This window comes from Klebsiella sp. JN_Kp122 (genome assembly GCF_040062085.1).
Lineage (GTDB): Bacteria > Pseudomonadota > Gammaproteobacteria > Enterobacterales > Enterobacteriaceae > Klebsiella > Klebsiella aerogenes.
Map to the genome: position 1 here is coordinate 327,009 of NZ_JBEAHW010000001.1, position 17,211 is coordinate 344,219.

Here is a 17,211-nt window from a genome sequence, read left to right on the forward strand (position 1 = left end):
TTTCACCTTTTATCTGGAAGCGTTAAGCAAGTACGTGAACAGTTAATCAGGCCTGTGTATCCAGCATGTGTGGGATTTATCGTGTTTTTGCATCGCCATGTATGAGGTTTGCCGATTGATACAGTGTGATACAAACGCCAGATTTGGCGATTGTTGCTAAGTTGTGAATTTCCACTTGCCGCAGCGAACAAATCAGTTACCGTGTCAGGCATTTCCAGTACAACCACCAGATGGAGCGCGCTATGGCGATTTTTGATGGTCACAATGACCTGCTGCTCAATTTATGGCTTCACCATCGCGAGGATCCTTCAACTGCTTTCTTTGCCGGGATTGAGAACGGTCATCTCGACTATCCGCGCATGCTGCAAGGCGAATTTGCCGGCGGGCTATTCGCGCTATTCGTGCCACCGCAGGAATATATTGCCCGTATGGCGCCGCAATACGCCAGCCAACGATGGGATCCGATCGATATCCTCTGGCAGCAACTGGCCATCCTGAAACAACTTGTCACGCACTCCGCTGGACGCTTGAGATTATGTCTGAGCGCGGCGGATATCGAACGCTGCCGCCAGGATAAGGTACTGGCGATGGTGGCGCATATTGAGGGCGCCGGAGGTTTTGATGGCGAGGGCCGCGACCTGCAGGCCTTTTATGCCGCCGGGGTCCGCAGCATTGGTCCGTTCTGGAACATTGCGAACCGCTTCGGCAGCGGCGTTAACGGTTCCTTTCCCGGTAGCCCGGACACTGGGCCTGGACTGACAGCGGCAGGTATCGATCTGATTAAGCAGGCCAATGCCTTGAAGATGCAGATTGACGTGTCTCATATGAATGAAAAAGCGTTCTGGGATACCGCCCAACACTCGACGTCACCGCTGGTCGCCACCCACTCTAATGCCCACGCGCTATGCCCGCAGCCGCGTAATCTCACCGATGAACAACTGCGGGCGATTCGCGACAGCGGCGGCGTGGTCGGCGTCAATTTCGGCAACGCTTTCCTGCGCGCCGACGGCAAACGCGACAGCGACACCCCATTAGCTACCATCGTTCACCATATCGACTATCTTATTAACATTATGGGCGACGATCACGTGGCGCTGGGGTCCGATTTTGACGGCATCACCCTGCCGGACGAATTGGGCGACGTGAGCGGTTTACCACGGCTAATCAACGCGTTGCGCCATAGCGGTTATGAACAATTGGTGCTGGATAAACTGCTTTGGGGCAACTGGCAAAAGGTATTAAAAAATGTTTGGCAACAATAGGTTATATTGTAAACATAAGGTTAAATGCTTACATGTTGCCGGTTGACCTTTGTCTCCCTGAGGGGCAATATTTGATGGCCATCACAAAACCGACACAACCGAAGACGTTGATGTCGCATTTTTATAGAGGAAAAAACGATGTGGAAGAAACCTGCTTTTATTGATTTACGTCTGGGTCTGGAAGTGACGCTGTACATTTCCAACCGCTAATCGCTCCGCCCGCCGTCCGTGCGGGCATTTTGTTTTTTTATCTGGTCCGTCTTCATGTTTATAAAAGTCCTCGGTTCCGCCGCTGGCGGAGGTTTTCCGCAGTGGAATTGTAACTGCGCCAATTGTCAGGGGATGCGCAATGGCACAATTCAGGCCACCGCCCGCACCCAGTCTTCCATTATCGTTAGCGATAACGGCAAAGAGTGGGTGCTGTGTAACGCCTCTCCGGATATCAGCCAGCAAATTGCCCACACGCCAGAGTTAAACAAACAAGGCGTGCTGCGCGGCACGCATATTGGCGGCATTATCCTTACCGATAGCCAGATTGACCATACTACCGGGCTGCTGAGCCTACGCGAAGGGTGTCCCCATCAGGTCTGGTGCACGCCGGAGGTACATGAGGATCTCAGCACGGGTTTTCCCATTTTTACTATGTTACGGCACTGGAACGGCGGCCTGATTCACCATCCTGTCACCCCGCTGAATAGTTTTACCGTTGACGCCTGTCCCGATCTGCAGTTTACCGCCGTCCCCATCGCCAGTAATGCGCCGCCCTACTCGCCGTTTCGCGATCGCCCGCTGCCGGGCCATAACGTGGCGCTGTTTATCGAAAACCGCCGTAACGGCCAGACGCTGTTCTATGCGCCGGGGCTTGGCGAACCGGACGAAGCGCTCTTGCCGTGGCTGAAAAAAGCGGACTGTCTGCTGATTGACGGCACCGTATGGCAGGATAATGAACTGCAGGCTGCCGGCGTCGGGCGCAATACCGGTCGTGATATGGGCCATCTGGCGCTTGGCGATGAACACGGCATGATGGCGCTGCTGGCCTCACTCCCGGCGAAGCGCAAGATTCTGATTCATATCAACAATACTAATCCAATCCTTAACGAGCAGTCGCCGCAGCGTAACGCCCTGACGCAACAGGGAATTGAAGTGAGCTGGGACGGAATGCCTATCACGCTTCAGGACTAACTATGCAGATTCGCGAAACCCTATCGCCACAGGCGTTTGAACAAGCGCTACGGGAAAAAGGCGCCTACTACCATATCCATCATCCGTACCATATTGCGATGCATAACGGCGAGGCCAGCCGCGAACAAATCCAGGGCTGGGTGGCGAACCGTTTTTACTACCAGACCAATATCCCGCTAAAAGACGCGGCGATTATGGCAAACTGCCCCGATCCACACACCCGACGCAAATGGGTGCAGCGGATCCTCGACCACGATGGCAGTAACGGCCAGGAAGGCGGTATTGAAGCCTGGCTGCAGTTGGGTGAAGCCGTGGGGCTAAGCCGTGATGAGTTACTCAGCGAGCGCCACGTGCTGCCCGGGGTTCGTTTTGCCGTCGACGCCTACGTTAATTTTGCCCGGCGGGCCAACTGGCAGGAAGCGGCGTGCAGTTCGCTGACCGAACTGTTTGCCCCGCAAATCCATCAGTCGCGCCTCGACAGCTGGCCGCAGCACTACCCATGGATCAAAGAAGAAGGCTATTTCTACTTCCGCAGCCGCTTAAGCCAGGCCAATCGCGACGTCGAACATGGGCTGGAGCTGGCGAAGATCTACTGCGATAGCGCGGAAAAGCAGAACCGGATGCTGGAGATCCTGCAGTTTAAGCTCGACATTCTGTGGTCGATGCTGGATGCCATGACCATGGCCTATGCGTTGCAGCGCCCGCCCTATCATACGGTCACCGACAAGGCGGCCTGGCACACGACCCGACTGGTATAACTATGCAAAAAAGCGCAATCATCGCCTTTCGTCGCGGCTACCGCCTGCAGTGGGAAGCTGCTCAGGATAGCCACGTGATCCTCTATCCGGAAGGAATGGCGAAACTAAATGAGACCGCCGCCGCGATCCTCGAACTGGTCGATGGTCAACGCGACGCGGCAAAAATAATCGCCGAACTCAACGCCCGTTTCCCGGAAGCCGGCGGCGTCGATGACGACGTCATCGAATTCCTGCAGATAGCTTACCAACAGAAGTGGATTATCTTCCGTGAGCCAGAATAAACCCGCCGTTAATCCGCCGCTGTGGCTACTGGCGGAGCTGACCTATCGCTGTCCGTTGCAGTGCCCCTACTGCTCTAACCCGCTGGACTTTGCTCAGCAGGAGAAAGAACTCACCACCGAACAGTGGATTGAGGTCTTTCGCCAGGCGCGGGCCATGGGTAGCGTGCAGATGGGTTTCTCCGGCGGCGAACCGCTGACGCGCAAAGATCTGCCGGAGCTTATCCGCGCCGCGCGCGACCTCGGTTTTTACACCAATCTGATTACGTCAGGCATTGGGCTCACCGAGAGCAAACTCGACGCCTTCAGCGAGGCCGGGCTGGATCATATCCAGATTAGCTTCCAGGCCAGCGATGAAGTGCTTAACGCGGCGCTGGCGGGCAACAAAAAAGCGTTCCAGCAGAAGCTGGCGATGGCGAAAGCGGTAAAAGCTCGCGACTACCCGATGGTGCTGAACTTTGTCCTCCATCGCCACAATATCGACCAGATCGATAAAATCATCGATCTGTGTATCGAGCTGGAAGCGGATGATGTTGAGCTCGCCACCTGCCAGTTTTACGGCTGGGCGTTCCTCAATCGTCAGGGGTTACTGCCGACCCGCGAACAGATCGCCCGAGCTGAACAGGTCGTTGCTGATTACCGCCATAAAATGGCGGCTAACGGTAATCTGACCAATCTGCTCTTTGTCACCCCGGACTACTACGAAGAACGCCCTAAAGGCTGTATGGGCGGCTGGGGCTCAATATTCCTCAACGTGACCCCGGAAGGCACCGCGCTGCCGTGTCACAGCGCGCGCCAGTTACCGGTCGAGTTCCCGTCGGTGCTGGAGCAGAGCCTGGAATCGCTCTGGTATGACTCGTTTGGCTTCAACCGCTACCGCGGCTTCGACTGGATGCCGGAGCCGTGCCGTTCCTGTGATGAAAAAGAGAAAGATTTCGGCGGCTGCCGCTGTCAGGCCTTTATGCTGACCGGCAATGCCGATAACGCTGACCCGGTGTGCAGCAAATCGCCGCACCATCATAAAATCCTCGAAGCGCGGCGCGAAGCGGCCTGTAGCGACATCAAAATCAGCCAGTTGCAGTTCCGTAACCGCACCCGTTCACAGCTGATTTATAAAACCCGGGAATTGTGATGACCACCGCCACCCGCATCGTGGAACTGGCAGGCGGGATTCGCGCAACGCTGGTTCATCAGCCGCAGGCGACGCGTGCTGCGGCGTTGGTTAAGGTGGGTGCCGGAAGCCATCACGAAACCGATGCCCTGCCGGGGCTGGCCCATTTACTGGAACATTTGCTGTTTCGCGGCAGCCAGCGCTATCACGCTGACGAGCGATTAATGGCGTGGATCCAACGCCAGGGCGGCAGCGTCAACGCCACCACCCTTGCCCGCCACAGCGCCTATTTCTTCGAGGTCGCCGCCAGTAGTCTGGCCGAGGGCATCACCCGTCTACGGGATACGCTCCAGGCGCCGCTGCTGTCGCCTGAAGATATCCGTCAGGAACTGGCGGTCATCGATGCGGAAAACCGGCTTATCCAGCAGCACGATCCCTCCCGCCGTGAAGCCGCAGCCCGTCACGCGATAGCGGCGCCCGCGGCTTTTCGCCGTTTTCAGGTCGGCAGCATGGATTCGCTGGGCGGAAACTTGCCTGCGCTGCAGGTTGCGCTCGGCGAGTTTCACCAGCGCTATTATGTCGCCAGCCATCTGCAGCTATGGCTTCAGGGGCCGCAGTCGCTTGATGAATTAGCCGCATTGGCCCATTTTTTTGCCGCGGGGTTCCCTGGCGGCCTGCCGCCGGCAAACGCGCCGTCTACGTATTTTAGCAACAATGTGGATCTTCAACTGGCCGTTGAAGACAAACCGGCGGTATGGCGTTGTCCGCTCATTGCAGTAAGTGACAATGTCACTACTTTTCGTGAATTCCTACTGGATGAAGCGCCCGGCAGCCTGCTGGCCGGGCTACGTGAATGCGGGCTCGCAGACGATGTCGCGCTGAACTGGCTTTACCAGGATGAACGCGTCGGCTGGCTGGCGCTGGTATTTACCAGCGACCATCCCGACGCCATCCAGCAGCATCTCGAGCGATGGCTGCAGGCATTGCGCCACACCTCGCCTGAACAGCAGTTGCACTATTACAGGCTGGCGCAGCGGCGTTTTAACGCACTCACCCCGCTCGAACAGTTACGTCAGCGGGCATTGGGTTTTGCGCCCGATTCCCCGCCCATCGACTTTGCCCGTTTCTGCGCCAGCTTGCTGACGGCGCCAGCCTCTTCGCTGGTGTGCCGCAAAATAGCGGCTGGCGATGGCGTGGCAACCCAGGGCTTTACCTTGCCGCTCGGCCGCAGGCAACCACGGACAGTCGTGATTGATCCGCTGGCATTTAGCTTCTATCCGCAGGCGGCGACCGCGGCAGCGCCTGACCTGCCGCCAACGACCAGCCCGCTGCTGCATGTCATTGCAGATAATCAAACGCCAACGCTGATCGTTCGCAAGCCATTCTATAGCGTGCTTAGTCAGGCGCAGGGGATGGCGATAAGCCAGCAGCTCCGTCCCTTGCTCGCGCAACTTCGCCATGCTGGCGGCAGCGGCGAGTGGCAAACGGTGGACGGCAACTGGCAGCTTACACTACAGCTACCGGAATCCGGCGGCGTAGCGGAGCGCGTCGTCACCGCACTTATGCGCCGATTAGCCCAACCCGCGCCGGGGACGACGGTCGCACCTGAAACCATTGCGATTCGCCAGCTACTGCAACAATTACCTGAACATCTGACTATCGCCCCGGCGCAAGAGGGTTGGCTTGCGGCGATGGTGGGCGGCAGCCGCAATCTGGCGCAGCAGGTTGCCCGTCAGTTGACGCTGCTCAATACCCCGGTTAACGCCGAACTTCACTCTTCGGTGGGCTGTCGCCGCGGTATTCAGCGTATTCCTCACGCCAGCTCGGATAACGCGCTATTAGTTTTTATTCCATTGCCCGAGGGGGCATCGCTGGCCGCGCTGCAACTGCTGGCGCTACTTTGCGAGCCGCAATTCTTCCAGAGTCTGCGGGTCGAACAGCAGATTGGCTACGTGGTGAGCTGCCGTTATCAGCGGATCGCCGATCGCGATGGCCTGCTGCTGGCGCTGCAGTCGCCAGATCGTTCCATCAGTAATCTACTACGCTGCTGTAAAACCTTTCTCCGCCAGTTAACACTGTGTGGGCAAGCTGAGTTCAGTCAGTTACAACACCAGTTGGCTGAGCAGCACGGTCTGCCGCAGGACACCAGCGCCACCGCACTCGCCGCCCTACGCCAGCGCTATCATCTCCCGGCAGCCACGCCGCAGGATGTTAACGACCTGCGGCTGGACGAGGTCATCGCGCTATGGCGTGAGATAACTCGCCGTCGCCGCAGTTGGCGAATCCTGTATAGCGCGCCGACGACGTCCGCCACTTAAGGTGGTTACTGCGCATCGGCGCTATCGACCTGCGGAACGTTGCTTTGCGCGCTATCCGCGGCTGGCGCATTCGCCGGGTCGAAGATATGGTCCAGAATCGCACGCGCCGTCGGGCCGGCGACAACGCCATCGCCGCCGCCATTTTCGAGAATGAGCGCCATCGCCACTTTCGGATGCTGATACGGCGCAAACAGGGTATAAAAAATGTGGTCGCGCAGACGTACCGGGATCATTTTGGCATTGTAGGTCTGGTTCTCCTTCAGGCTAAACACCTGCGAGGTGCCGGACTTCGCCGCAATCTGGTACGGCGCGGTATGAAACAGCTTATATCCCGTTCCGTTCGGCAGGTTCGCCATGCCATACATACCATTGCGGACAACCCCCCAGTATGGCGATTTCGGATCGCCGACCTGCGGTAAATTGGCTGGCTGCTGGTACCGTTCGACCTTATTCCCCTGCTTCATTGAGTACAAAAGATGCGGGTTTTGTACCTTGCCGTTGTTGATTAGGGTGGTCAGCGCTTTCACCATCTGGATTGGCGTCGCGATCCAGTACCCCTGGCCGATACCGACGGAAATCGTATCGCCCTGATACCACGGTTTTTTATGAACCCGCTGTTTCCATTTGCGGCTCGGCAAAACCCCGGCGTATTCTTCATTGAGATCGATGCCGGTCGATTGTCCGTAACCAAACTTGCTCAACCACTCGTGTATACGGTCGATGCCCATCTCAAAAGCGACCTGGTAGAAGAAGGTATCCGCCGACTCTTCAATCGCTTTGGTCACATTCAACATACCATGTCCCGTTTTTAACCAGTCGCGATAGCGGCGCTGAGTACCCGGTAGCGTCCAGGTCGGCGCGCCGAAGAAGGTGGTATTTGGCGTAATCACCCCGGCGGAAAGGGCTGAGAGCGCCATATACGGCTTAACCGTGGAAGCCGGGGGATACAAGCCCTGAGTGACGCGGTTAATCAGCGGGCGATCCTGGTTATCGAGCAGCGATTTGTAAGCCTGGTAGCCAATCCCCTTAACGAAGGGGTTGGGGTCATAGCTGGGGCTGGAGACCATTGCCAGTACGCCGCCGTCGCGCGGGTCGACGGCCACGACCGCGGCGCGCTGGCCCTTCAGGACCGACTCGATGTACTGCTGCAAATGCAGGTCTAGCGTCAGATAGATATTTTTGCCGGCGACCGGCGGGACTTCTTTCAACAGGCGAACGACGCGACCGTGGTTGTCTACCTCGACTTCCTGATAACCGGTGGTGCCATGCAGCTCTTTCTCGTAATAGCCTTCAATCCCCTGTTTACCGATATTGCGATCGGCCGCGTAGTTTTCTGCTTCGCCGTTTTTCGCCAGCCGTTGTAAATCGTTATCGTTAATTTTCGAAACGTAACCGACAACGTGCGCCAGTTCCGCGCCATAGGGATAACTTCGCTGCTGGTAGCTCTCGACGGTGACGCCGGGAAAACGGAATTCGTTGACCGCGAATCGCGCCACTTCCACATCGGTAAGATCGGATTTCAGCGTCACCTCTTTATAGCGGCTATTGTGGTGCATATCGTCGCGGAAACTGGCGATATCATCCGCCGTCAGGTCGACAATCGGGCTTAACGCCTGCAGCAGCGCCGACATATCGGCAATCTTGCTGGGGATCACCTGCAGGCGATACAGGGTGATATTTTGCACCAGCGGAATACCGTTGCGGTCGAAAATCAGCCCCCGGCTTGGCGCGATCGGCAACATTTTAATGTCGTTTTGATTGGAGCGGGTCTGATAAAAGTCATGCTGCTCTACCTGGAGATGGTAGAGATTGAAAATCAACACCCCAAAGCAGACCACCACCAACAGGAAAGCAATAACGGCGCGGCGGATAAACAGCATCTCTTCTGCCGAGTGGTCGCGGATCTCATCTCTCAATAGGGCCATTGGCGGCAATTTACCTGCGTCACTGGAAAGCACAAAAACTTAAGGCGGGGAAGAATAGCTTTATTGACGCATTAGCCCTACTGAAAGGTTGCTAATGAACTGGCAGAAATGTATCAGTATGTTAGAACGTGAGTTGCCTTTCTCAACGAGAGAAAGGCACAAGAACGCGTTGTCAGGCGGTAACGATTATTTTCTGGCCTCAAAAGCGATCTTTACCGCCATTCCGGCAAGTACCGTCGCCATCAGCCAACGCTGAAAGTGTTGCCAGCCCGGTCGCCGCCCAAGAAACAGCGCCACCTGCCCGGCCAGCATAATAATAAGCCCGTTAACCGCCACGCTTATTAGCGCCTGGGTGCAGCCTAGTATTAGGGACTGACTCAGCACGCTACCGAGTCCGGGGGTGATAAACTGCGGAAGCAAAGACAAATACAAGATAGCCACTTTAGGATTCGCCAGGCTGGTAAGAAAGCCCATCAGAAACAGCTTACGCCCGCTATCAGCCGGTAAGTCGCGCACCGCGAAAATTGGCCGCCCACCGGGTTTAATCGCCTGCCACGCTAAATAGAGTAAATAAGCCACTCCGCAAATTCGCAACGCATCGTAGGCATAGGGTACGGCGAAAACCAGCGCGGTTATGCCAAAAGCCGCGCACAGCATATAAAAGAAAAAACCCACCGCAACGCCAGCAAGGGATATAAAGCCGGCGCGTTTTCCCTGGCAAATCGACCGTGAAGTGAGGTACATCATGTTGGGGCCAGGCGTTAACACCAACCCCAACGCCACCGCGGCAAAAGCCGATAATGAAGCTAATTCAGGCATAACTTATCTCCAGATAGGGGTAATGCCCAGGCGCGCGGCGTACTTGACCATGCTCCCCAACAGTATTCTGTCTTTAGCGCCAGTCACATGGTGTCTAAGTATTAGCTTATTCCCGTTCGGTCGACAACCATTTCGCCTTTCCCGGCCGTTTAGAAGGTGCAACTGCTCCTGATACGCCAGACGCGTATATAAAGTACAGTGCTAACGCCAAACACAGCACCGCTGCCAGGCGTTGTGGCGAAAAGGCAATAGCGCTATTTCCCAACCAGCCGAAATTATCAATCAGCAAGCTCATCGCGAGTTGACCAAATATTACCGCCACCGTCGCCGTTGCCGTGCCGATTCGCTGTACTGCCAGCACCATGATGACAATATAGGGTACCCCGCAGAACGCGCCAAGCAGTTGCCACTTTGGTACATCCAGTAGCGTCATTGACTGCTGCGGAGCAAAGAAAACGATGAATAAACCGGTCACCAATGCGCCAATGGAAAAGGTCAAAAAGGCGCTACGCAATATTCCGACTTGCGCGCCAAGACGGCCATTCACCGCAGCCTGTACGCTTAGCAATGCGCCGCCAATCAGCGACAAAATAATCATCAACATATTCATATCAGCACCTCAATCAACGGCAATCAGCACTAATGCCGCCACAATGAACAACAGAGCAATAACCCGGCGGCGATCTATTTTTCGCCGCGGGCTACCAAACCAGCCAAAATGATCGATTAACAGACTCTTACATACTTGACCGGCGAGAATACCGGTAATCGTCATTGCGATACCGATCGTCGGAGTAACAATCGTTAATATCAGCACATAACCTGGCCCCAATAGACCACCGGTTAATTGCCAACCGGGGAGCGAAAAAAAAGAGGGACTTTGTCGCGGGCTAAAAAAAAGCATCAGTAAAAACGTTAATGCCGCGCCAATGGCGAAAATACTCATTGTTGCCCATAAATCACCGACCTGACCCGCCAGCGGCCCCAATAGACCTGCCTCTACGGACAGCCCCATTCCGCCGGCAATCACTAAAAAAATCAGCACACGCTGCATGTTAAATACTCTTCAGTTGTTAAGAGCGGAAGAGAATAGAACGGCGCGCTAATGCAAAAAATAGTATAGTTTTGCAAACACCTTTGCAGGATTTGCATTAATGGCCGACGTAGGTAACATCAATCTCCGCGCCCTCCAGCTGTTTATCGCCGTGTATGACAGCCATAGTTTTTCCGTTGTCGCGCGACGTGAAGGCGTGTCCCCTTCTCTGATTTCACGAGTCATCCAGCAACTTGAGGATGCGCTTGGCCAGCAGCTGTTCTACCGCAATACCCGTGCGGTCGTTCCAACGGAGGCCGGAAACCTGTTTGCTGACTATGCCCGCGGGATGACCGAGCAATTCGCTCACGCGCAACGCGAATTACAGGATCGCGCCCAACAACCTGGCGGACTCGTGCGCATCAACGCCCCGGTCTACTTTGGCCAACGGCATATCGCGCCATGGTTAGCGGGACTGGCCGATCGTTATCCCGAGCTGGAGTACGAATTAATCCTGACCGATGACTTTGTCGATCCTCATCGCCAGGCGACTGATATCATTTTTCGCATCAGCGCCCTGCCTGATGCCAGCTATCACGCAAAGGTTTTTGGCGCCCAGCGCTATTACCTCGCCGCAGCGCCTGGTTACCTTTCCCGTTTCGGCGCGCCGCAATCGCCTTCTGAGCTTAATCAACACCGCACGCTGGTGTATCGCGGTTCACAGGGTGCTAACCGTTGGCTTTTTCGCCAGAGGGAAGAAGAGTGGACCCATTACCCGCAAACACCGTGGCTAATCTCAAACAACGCCGATGCCCTTCTCACTTCAGCGATTGGCGGAATGGGCATTGTTTTGTTTCCGGACTGGATGGTGAGCGACGCGCTGGCGCAGGGAACATTAGTAGCGCTGATGAATGACTACAGCGTTGGTATTAACCATTTGCCCTCTTACATTGCCGCGATTTATCCGCATGCTCGTCATCCGTCGCTCAATGTACGCACCGTTATTGATTATTTTACCGACGTTTTCGGCACGCCGCTTTACTGGCAACGCTAATCCTTTCATCGCAGTAAAATTGTCATATCTCAAACAATTAGCGATCCGTTGCGGGTAACGCATCATAACGTTTCCTTTACCGCTGCGTTACGACTATGTTTAAAGGTGTGGTTTTGAATTTCGCCGAGTAAACACACTAACACACTGGTTTTAATTATGTTTGTTGAACGGTAAAAGCTATTAAATCCGTAGACTCATTCAAATATCGCTTATTGGTAGCAGTGTATATCGTAATGGCATTCACAAAAGCAAACGGAGCCTGATATGAGCACGTCAAATGATCCCACTAACAACCCATCCGCAGGGAAATGTCCTTTCCACGCCGGGACGCCGAAGCAAAGCGCCGGCAGCGGTACCGCCAACCGTGACTGGTGGCCCAACCAACTTCGTGTTGACCTGCTGAATCAGCACTCCAATCGTTCTAACCCATTGGGTGAAAACTTCAACTATCGGGAAGAGTTCAAAAAGCTCGACTACTCCGCATTGAAAGCCGACCTTCGCGCGCTGCTGACCGACTCTCAGGAGTGGTGGCCTGCCGATTGGGGCAGCTACATTGGCCTGTTTATTCGTATGGCGTGGCACGGCGCGGGGACTTACCGTACCGTCGATGGCCGCGGCGGCGCCGGTCGCGGGCAGCAGCGCTTCGCCCCGCTTAACTCCTGGCCGGATAACGTCAGCCTTGATAAAGCCCGTCGTCTGCTGTGGCCGGTGAAACAAAAATATGGTCAGAAAATCTCCTGGGCCGACCTGTATATGCTGGCGGGTAACGTGGCATTAGAAAACGCCGGCTTCCGTACCTTCGGTTTCGGCGCAGGGCGTGAAGACGTGTGGGAACCGGACCTCGATGTTGACTGGGGCGATGAAAAAGAGTGGCTGAAACATCGCCACCCGGAAAGCCTGGAAAAACAGGCGCTGGGCGCCACAGAAATGGGTCTCATCTATGTCAACCCGGAAGGCCCTAACGCCAGCGGCGATCCGCTTTCCGCCGCGGCAGCCATTCGTGCGACCTTCGGCAATATGGCGATGGACGATGAAGAAATCGTCGCTCTGATCGCCGGCGGCCATACGCTGGGTAAAACGCACGGCGCCGCACCGGCAAGCCACGTTGGCCCGGAACCGGAAGCCGCCCCGCTGGAATCTCAGGGTCTTGGCTGGAGCAGTACTTACGGCAGCGGTGTAGGCGCGGACGCCATCACCTCGGGTCTGGAAGTCGTATGGACGCAAACCCCGACCCAATGGAGCAACTACTTCTTCGAGAACCTGTTCAAATACGAATGGGTACAGACGCGCAGCCCGGCGGGCGCTATTCAGTTTGAAGCGAAAGATGCGCCGGAGATTATTCCCGACCCGTTTGATCCGAATAAAAAACGCAAGCCGACCATGCTGGTAACGGACCTGACGCTGCGCTTCGACCCGGAATTCGGCAAAATCTCGCGCCGTTTCCTGAACGATCCGCAGGCCTTTAACGAAGCCTTCGCCCGCGCCTGGTTTAAACTGATTCACCGCGATATGGGGCCAAAATCCCGTTATCTCGGTCCGGAAGTGCCAAAAGAAGATCTGATTTGGCAGGATCCATTACCGGCTCCGACGCATAACCCGACCGCCTCCGACATCGCTACGCTGAAAACGGCCATTGCGGATTCAGGCCTGTCGGTCAGCGAACTGGTCTCCGTTGCCTGGGCTTCCGCCTCAACCTTCCGCGGCGGTGATAAGCGCGGCGGCGCTAACGGCGCGCGTCTGGCCCTGCTGCCACAGAGAGAATGGCCGGTCAACGCCATTGCCAGCAAAGTGCTGCCAACGCTACAGGCCATCCAGAAAGCATCGGGTAAAGCGTCGCTGGCGGATATCATTGTTCTGGCAGGCGTCGTGGGGGTTGAGCAGGCCGCAGCGGCTGCCGGCGTTCAAGTAAACGTGCCGTTTGCGCCGGGTCGCGTTGATGCGCGCCAGGATCAGACCGATGTTGAAGCAATGGATCTGCTACAGCCGCTGGCCGACGGTTTCCGTAATTACCGTCGCATCGAAGGCGGCGTGTCAACGGAAACCCTGCTTATCGATAAAGCGCAGCAGCTAACCCTGACGGCGCCGGAAATGACGGCACTGGTCGGCGGCCTGCGCGTGCTGGGCGCTAACTTCGATGGCAGCCAACTTGGCGTCTTCACCAATCGCGTCGGCGTCCTCAGCACTGACTTCTTCGTCAACCTGCTGGATATGGGCACCGTATGGAAAGCCGCGGATGAACAGGCTGAGCTGTTTACCGGTCACGACCGTAAGAGCGGCGAAGAGAAATATACCGCCACTCGCGTCGATCTGGTGTTCGGTTCTAACTCGGTCCTGCGCGCGCTGGCCGAAGTCTATGCCTGTGCCGATGCGCAACAGAAATTCGTTACTGATTTCGTTGCCGCATGGACCAAGGTAATGAATCTGGACCGCTTCGATCTGTAATTCCCCTGCCCGCCGGTGAATAACCGGCGGCAGGTTACTCTGTTAAAGCGCCGCTCATTATCGAGTGGCGCTTTTTTATGCTTCCCGAGCGAGCTGCTGTAACCGACTGTAGGTGCGTTGAATATCATCCAGCTCCACATCCGCCACCAGTGTTTCCAGCCCGCAATCGGTAATTAAAATTAAGCGGCACTGTTTTTCATACAAAATATCCACCACGTTGATAAAGCGCTGCTGTGCCGCAGGGCTAACTCGCGCCAACGGTGGAACCTTCTCGACGAGCCAGTTCTGGTGTTGCTCACATAGCGTCAGGTAATCCATGACCGAGGTAGGCGCAAGGCAGAGCTGGTCGAAAGTGAAATGCAGAAAGGTACCTTGCGGCGATGCCGTTTGCAGGGTTCGATAACCTACTTGCAGAGCCTGCGCCTGCGCGGCAATAGCCGGCAAACCGAGCGCCGCGCGAGTACTGGGGGTTGGCTGCACCAACAGTTTTCCCTGGCAGAAATCATTCTCCAGCGAGGCATGTCGCTCGCGGTAATCCTGTTCGCCGTTGAGCGCCGTTACCGTCATATGATGTTTAATGAGGTTAATGGAAGGCAAAAAACGTTCGTGATAGAGCGGATTCGCCAGCAAACGGTCGGGGGGATAATTGGAGGTCGCTAATAAGACGATATTTCGCGCGAACAAATGCTCCAGTAGCACCTTTATCAACATCGCATCAGCCGGGTCATGAAGATGAAACTCATCAAAACAGAGCAGACGACAGTTGTCGGTCATGTGCGCGACGACCTCTTGCAACCGCGGCGCCGAAGGGGCATTCAGCCGCTGATGGAGCTCGCGGAAAAAGTGATGAAAATGCACCCGCCGCTTTTCACGCAGCGGCAAGCTGGAAAAGAAGCTATCGAGAATAAAGCTCTTCCCGCGCCCGGTTCGCCCCCAGACGTACAATCCTTGTATTGCCGTTTGCTGCCGGAATAACTGCTGGCTCAGCATTTGCAAGTTGGCGACCAACGCGAGCTGGTCGGCATCAAGGGTGAGATTTTCTTTTGCCGCCCGTTGAGCCATCACGGCGCTAAAACAGAAATCAGCGTACTGTTGCATGGGATTCACTAGCGCTATTTTTATTGAGAATGGTCGCCATGACGTTGTCAAAATGCGGCAGATCCTTAGCCACGGTAAATGCGGGATTCATCGCTTTACGGCCAATCAGACCATCGATGAATGCAAAGATGGTGAGCGTTGCTTCTTCGACGTTAACGTGTGGGCTGAGCTCGCCAGCGGCAATTCCTTGAGCAATAATCTGTGCCATTCCGTCGCGCATGATCCTGTCGCTATTGACGAAAATCTGCCGCAGCGCCGGCTTTCTTGCCGATTCCGCAATAATTTCCACCCACAGCTGGTGCGAAGAGGGATACCCCACTTCTTCTATACAGGAAACGGCTAAGGCGCAAATCTGCGCAAAATGGGAACCTTCGAAGCGCTCCTGATGCTTAGCTAATGCCGATTTTTGCTCTTCAAGGATAATCGCCTCAATGAGTTCATCTTTGCCTTTGAAGTAGGTGTACATCGCGCCGAGGCTAATACCTGCGCGCAGTGCAATTTCGCGCACGCTGGTTCCATTAAATCCTTTTTCGGCAAAGCACGCCGCCGCGGCGACAATCAGCTTATGGTACGTTTCTGAATTATTTAACATTTCAACTACCTCCGGCGATGGGCAATTCTACCTGCTTCAAGCGCTTTTTGGCTAGCAGCCTAATGTTAGGGTAAATAACCCGTTTTTACTTGCCATCACCGACAGTGCGCCTCATTATTAATGAATGAACGTTCGTTCATTTGTAATGATAAATATGAGGAGAACCATGATGCCAAATACCCAATCCAGTCTGCGTTTGCTTTTTCCGCAATGGCAAGGCGGCAACAATCCGCCCTACTTCTTCGGCTCCCGGATGCTGTCCTGGCTGGCGCCGCCTGCGCAAGGCGTTGTCGAGGAGGTCTGTGTCCCCGAACCAGGACACGCTCAACTGGCAAATGAAGATGGAATTGTCGGCCGCCGGGCGATCGTTGAACAGTTGCTTGATGCACAAGACAAAATCACTCGAAATCAGCCAGAGACCATTGTCACCTTAGGGGGCGATTGCCTGGTCTCCCTGGCTCCTTTCGCCTGGCTTGTGGAAAAATATGGCGATAAATTGGGGGTATTATGGATTGATTCTCACCCGGACGTTATGACGCCAGAGCAGTTCCCACATGCCCATGCCCACGTTCTTGGGGCGTTAATGGGCAATGGCGACGCGGAATTAACCCAGGTGGTCAGAAAGCCATTATCACCTGGCAAAGCGCTCATTGCCGGGATCCATAGCCCGCTCGATGTCGAAAAACAGTTTATTAGTGAACGCGGTATCGCCACCTTAAGCCCATCAGAGCTGCGTCAGAATCCGCAGGCGATTGACGAGTGGATAGCGCGTGAACGTATTGAGTACCTGGCCATCCATCTCGATCTTGATGTCCTCGACCCGGCCCTGTTTCGATCAGTGCTGTTTGCTCGTCCGGGGCGCGGCGTACACGATTTTGGCGATGTCGCCGAAGGGAAACTGACGATTGCCGAAGTGGTTAATCTTATCAATCAAGCCGCCGCTCAGGCCAAACCGGTCGGCCTCACCGTCGCCGAACACCTGCCCTGGGATACCTTAAACCTGAAGAATATGCTCGAAGCTCTACCATTATTGAGTTAATCGACGTGTTCCCCGTGGTGGAAAGTACCATTTGCCATGTTGCAGGAATACCGCAGGGACTTTAGGCCCGGAGCGATAACGCCCCGGGCCTTAAACTACCTAATCCAGACGGTGAGTAAGACTATCACCACCATCATCAACACGGCCTGGAGAAAGATTGGGTCTAACGACGTTTTGCGCATAGTCCCCCCGCTATTCAAAGATTTGCCGTATCGCCAGCGCCAGTACCAGCAAACCGGCCAGTAAAAACATCCAGGCGATGAGATCCTCCGGTGAACGATTCATCGTCATCCTCCTTTT

At 55.4% G+C, this 17,211-nt stretch carries 18 protein-coding genes and 1 riboswitch; of the genes, 10 read left to right on the forward strand and 8 right to left on the reverse strand.

What is annotated here, in order from left to right:
• The first annotated feature begins 242 nt into the window (after positions 1-242).
• The 7 genes from ABLU78_RS01650 (at position 243) to pqqF (ending at position 6,909) form a co-directional block, all read left to right on the forward strand.
• Positions 243-1,262, forward strand: a complete 1,020-nt coding sequence (locus ABLU78_RS01650) for a dipeptidase (protein WP_048228767.1) — start codon at positions 243-245, stop codon at positions 1,260-1,262.
• Between the two features lie 138 nt (positions 1,263-1,400).
• Positions 1,401-1,472 carry a pyrroloquinoline quinone precursor peptide PqqA gene (gene pqqA, locus ABLU78_RS01655; protein ID WP_002905689.1) on the forward strand — a complete coding sequence of 24 codons (72 nt, stop codon included), beginning with the start codon at positions 1,401-1,403 and terminating at the stop codon, positions 1,470-1,472.
• A gap of 54 nt (positions 1,473-1,526) precedes the next feature.
• Positions 1,527-2,444, forward strand: coding sequence for a pyrroloquinoline quinone biosynthesis protein PqqB (pqqB, locus tag ABLU78_RS01660; protein ID WP_048228768.1), 918 nt, complete (start codon positions 1,527-1,529; stop codon positions 2,442-2,444).
• Positions 2,445-2,446: 2 nt separating this feature from the next.
• Positions 2,447-3,202 carry a pyrroloquinoline-quinone synthase PqqC gene (pqqC, locus tag ABLU78_RS01665; RefSeq protein WP_020078733.1) on the forward strand — a complete coding sequence of 252 codons (756 nt, stop codon included), beginning with the start codon at positions 2,447-2,449 and terminating at the stop codon, positions 3,200-3,202.
• Positions 3,203-3,204: 2 nt separating this feature from the next.
• Positions 3,205-3,483: a pyrroloquinoline quinone biosynthesis peptide chaperone PqqD gene (pqqD, locus tag ABLU78_RS01670; RefSeq protein ID WP_015366526.1), complete on the forward strand. Its 279-nt coding sequence runs from the start codon at positions 3,205-3,207 to the stop codon at positions 3,481-3,483.
• Entirely contained in the window at positions 3,470-4,612 is a 1,143-nt protein-coding gene (gene pqqE, locus ABLU78_RS01675; RefSeq protein ID WP_348820004.1) for a pyrroloquinoline quinone biosynthesis protein PqqE, read from the forward strand. Before pqqD ends, pqqE begins: the two co-directional genes overlap by 14 nt.
• Positions 4,612-6,909 (forward strand): pyrroloquinoline quinone biosynthesis protein PqqF, encoded by a 2,298-nt coding sequence (gene pqqF / locus ABLU78_RS01680; protein ID WP_048228769.1) that lies wholly within the window; start codon positions 4,612-4,614, stop codon positions 6,907-6,909. Before pqqE ends, pqqF begins: the two co-directional genes overlap by 1 nt.
• A gap of 5 nt (positions 6,910-6,914) precedes the next feature.
• Here pqqF and mrdA read toward each other — a convergent pair whose 3' ends face one another.
• The 4 genes from mrdA to ABLU78_RS01700 form a co-directional block, all read right to left on the reverse strand.
• On the reverse strand, positions 6,915-8,834 hold the full coding sequence (gene mrdA / locus ABLU78_RS01685) for a penicillin-binding protein 2 (RefSeq protein WP_048228770.1): 1,920 nt from the start codon (positions 8,832-8,834) through the stop codon (positions 6,915-6,917).
• A 186-nt stretch (positions 8,835-9,020) separates the two neighbouring features.
• On the reverse strand, positions 9,021-9,653 hold the full coding sequence (locus ABLU78_RS01690; protein WP_015366522.1) for a LysE family translocator: 633 nt from the start codon (positions 9,651-9,653) through the stop codon (positions 9,021-9,023).
• Positions 9,654-9,670: 17 nt separating this feature from the next.
• Positions 9,671-9,750: riboswitch (ZMP/ZTP riboswitch) on the reverse strand.
• A 9-nt stretch (positions 9,751-9,759) separates the two neighbouring features.
• Entirely contained in the window at positions 9,760-10,263 is a 504-nt protein-coding gene (locus ABLU78_RS01695) for a DMT family transporter (protein WP_015705484.1), read from the reverse strand.
• Between the two features lie 9 nt (positions 10,264-10,272).
• A complete protein-coding gene (locus ABLU78_RS01700; protein WP_032708113.1) occupies positions 10,273-10,707 on the reverse strand; it encodes a DMT family transporter in 435 nt (144 codons plus the stop codon).
• A 100-nt stretch (positions 10,708-10,807) separates the two neighbouring features.
• Here ABLU78_RS01700 and ABLU78_RS01705 point away from each other — a divergent pair, with 100 nt between their 5' ends.
• Positions 10,808-11,740: a LysR family transcriptional regulator gene (locus ABLU78_RS01705; protein WP_048228771.1), complete on the forward strand. Its 933-nt coding sequence runs from the start codon at positions 10,808-10,810 to the stop codon at positions 11,738-11,740.
• 264 nt (positions 11,741-12,004) lie between these two features.
• The gene (gene katG / locus ABLU78_RS01710; RefSeq protein ID WP_048228772.1) at positions 12,005-14,182 is read left to right on the forward strand and encodes a catalase/peroxidase HPI; all 2,178 of its coding nucleotides are present in this window, start codon (positions 12,005-12,007) and stop codon (positions 14,180-14,182) included.
• Positions 14,183-14,257: 75 nt separating this feature from the next.
• Here katG and zapE read toward each other — a convergent pair whose 3' ends face one another.
• Together zapE and ABLU78_RS01720 are read right to left on the reverse strand one after the other, a co-directional pair.
• Positions 14,258-15,280 carry a cell division protein ZapE gene (zapE, locus tag ABLU78_RS01715; protein ID WP_048228773.1) on the reverse strand — a complete coding sequence of 341 codons (1,023 nt, stop codon included), beginning with the start codon at positions 15,278-15,280 and terminating at the stop codon, positions 14,258-14,260.
• Positions 15,264-15,872 (reverse strand): TetR/AcrR family transcriptional regulator, encoded by a 609-nt coding sequence (locus ABLU78_RS01720; protein ID WP_015366516.1) that lies wholly within the window; start codon positions 15,870-15,872, stop codon positions 15,264-15,266. The genes zapE and ABLU78_RS01720 overlap by 17 nt, the downstream gene beginning before the upstream one ends.
• Before the next feature lie 169 nt (positions 15,873-16,041).
• On the opposite strand from ABLU78_RS01720, the gene ABLU78_RS01725 reads away from it, so the two are divergent.
• Complete coding sequence (locus tag ABLU78_RS01725; protein ID WP_047038454.1) at positions 16,042-16,911, forward strand: arginase family protein; 870 nt, start codon at positions 16,042-16,044, stop codon at positions 16,909-16,911.
• 95 nt (positions 16,912-17,006) lie between these two features.
• On the opposite strand, the gene mgtU is transcribed toward ABLU78_RS01725, so the two are convergent.
• Together mgtU and mgtR are read right to left on the reverse strand one after the other, a co-directional pair.
• On the reverse strand, positions 17,007-17,093 hold the full coding sequence (gene mgtU, locus ABLU78_RS01730) for a magnesium transporter protection protein MgtU (RefSeq protein ID WP_251009860.1): 87 nt from the start codon (positions 17,091-17,093) through the stop codon (positions 17,007-17,009).
• Between the two features lie 10 nt (positions 17,094-17,103).
• Positions 17,104-17,196 carry a protein MgtR gene (gene mgtR, locus ABLU78_RS01735; RefSeq protein ID WP_020078726.1) on the reverse strand — a complete coding sequence of 31 codons (93 nt, stop codon included), beginning with the start codon at positions 17,194-17,196 and terminating at the stop codon, positions 17,104-17,106.
• Positions 17,197-17,211 lie beyond the last annotated feature (15 nt).

What these genes read in the sequence shown, in the direction of transcription:
- katG (WP_048228772.1), top strand. Translation starts at nt 12,005, where the DNA reads ATGAGCACGTCAAATGATCCCACTAACAACCCATCCGCAGGGAAATGT.
- mgtU (WP_251009860.1), bottom strand. Translation starts at nt 17,093, where the DNA reads ATGCGCAAAACGTCGTTAGACCCAATCTTTCTCCAGGCCGTGTTGATG.
- ABLU78_RS01725 (WP_047038454.1), top strand. Translation starts at nt 16,042, where the DNA reads ATGCCAAATACCCAATCCAGTCTGCGTTTGCTTTTTCCGCAATGGCAA.
- pqqF (WP_048228769.1), top strand. Translation starts at nt 4,612, where the DNA reads ATGACCACCGCCACCCGCATCGTGGAACTGGCAGGCGGGATTCGCGCA.
- ABLU78_RS01690 (WP_015366522.1), bottom strand. Translation starts at nt 9,653, where the DNA reads ATGCCTGAATTAGCTTCATTATCGGCTTTTGCCGCGGTGGCGTTGGGG.
- ABLU78_RS01650 (WP_048228767.1), top strand. Translation starts at nt 243, where the DNA reads ATGGCGATTTTTGATGGTCACAATGACCTGCTGCTCAATTTATGGCTT.
- ABLU78_RS01720 (WP_015366516.1), bottom strand. Translation starts at nt 15,872, where the DNA reads ATGTTAAATAATTCAGAAACGTACCATAAGCTGATTGTCGCCGCGGCG.
- ABLU78_RS01705 (WP_048228771.1), top strand. Translation starts at nt 10,808, where the DNA reads ATGGCCGACGTAGGTAACATCAATCTCCGCGCCCTCCAGCTGTTTATC.
- pqqD (WP_015366526.1), top strand. Translation starts at nt 3,205, where the DNA reads ATGCAAAAAAGCGCAATCATCGCCTTTCGTCGCGGCTACCGCCTGCAG.
- pqqB (WP_048228768.1), top strand. Translation starts at nt 1,527, where the DNA reads ATGTTTATAAAAGTCCTCGGTTCCGCCGCTGGCGGAGGTTTTCCGCAG.
- ABLU78_RS01695 (WP_015705484.1), bottom strand. Translation starts at nt 10,263, where the DNA reads ATGAATATGTTGATGATTATTTTGTCGCTGATTGGCGGCGCATTGCTA.
- pqqC (WP_020078733.1), top strand. Translation starts at nt 2,447, where the DNA reads ATGCAGATTCGCGAAACCCTATCGCCACAGGCGTTTGAACAAGCGCTA.
- ABLU78_RS01700 (WP_032708113.1), bottom strand. Translation starts at nt 10,707, where the DNA reads ATGCAGCGTGTGCTGATTTTTTTAGTGATTGCCGGCGGAATGGGGCTG.
- mrdA (WP_048228770.1), bottom strand. Translation starts at nt 8,834, where the DNA reads ATGGCCCTATTGAGAGATGAGATCCGCGACCACTCGGCAGAAGAGATG.
- zapE (WP_048228773.1), bottom strand. Translation starts at nt 15,280, where the DNA reads ATGCAACAGTACGCTGATTTCTGTTTTAGCGCCGTGATGGCTCAACGG.
- mgtR (WP_020078726.1), bottom strand. Translation starts at nt 17,196, where the DNA reads ATGAATCGTTCACCGGAGGATCTCATCGCCTGGATGTTTTTACTGGCC.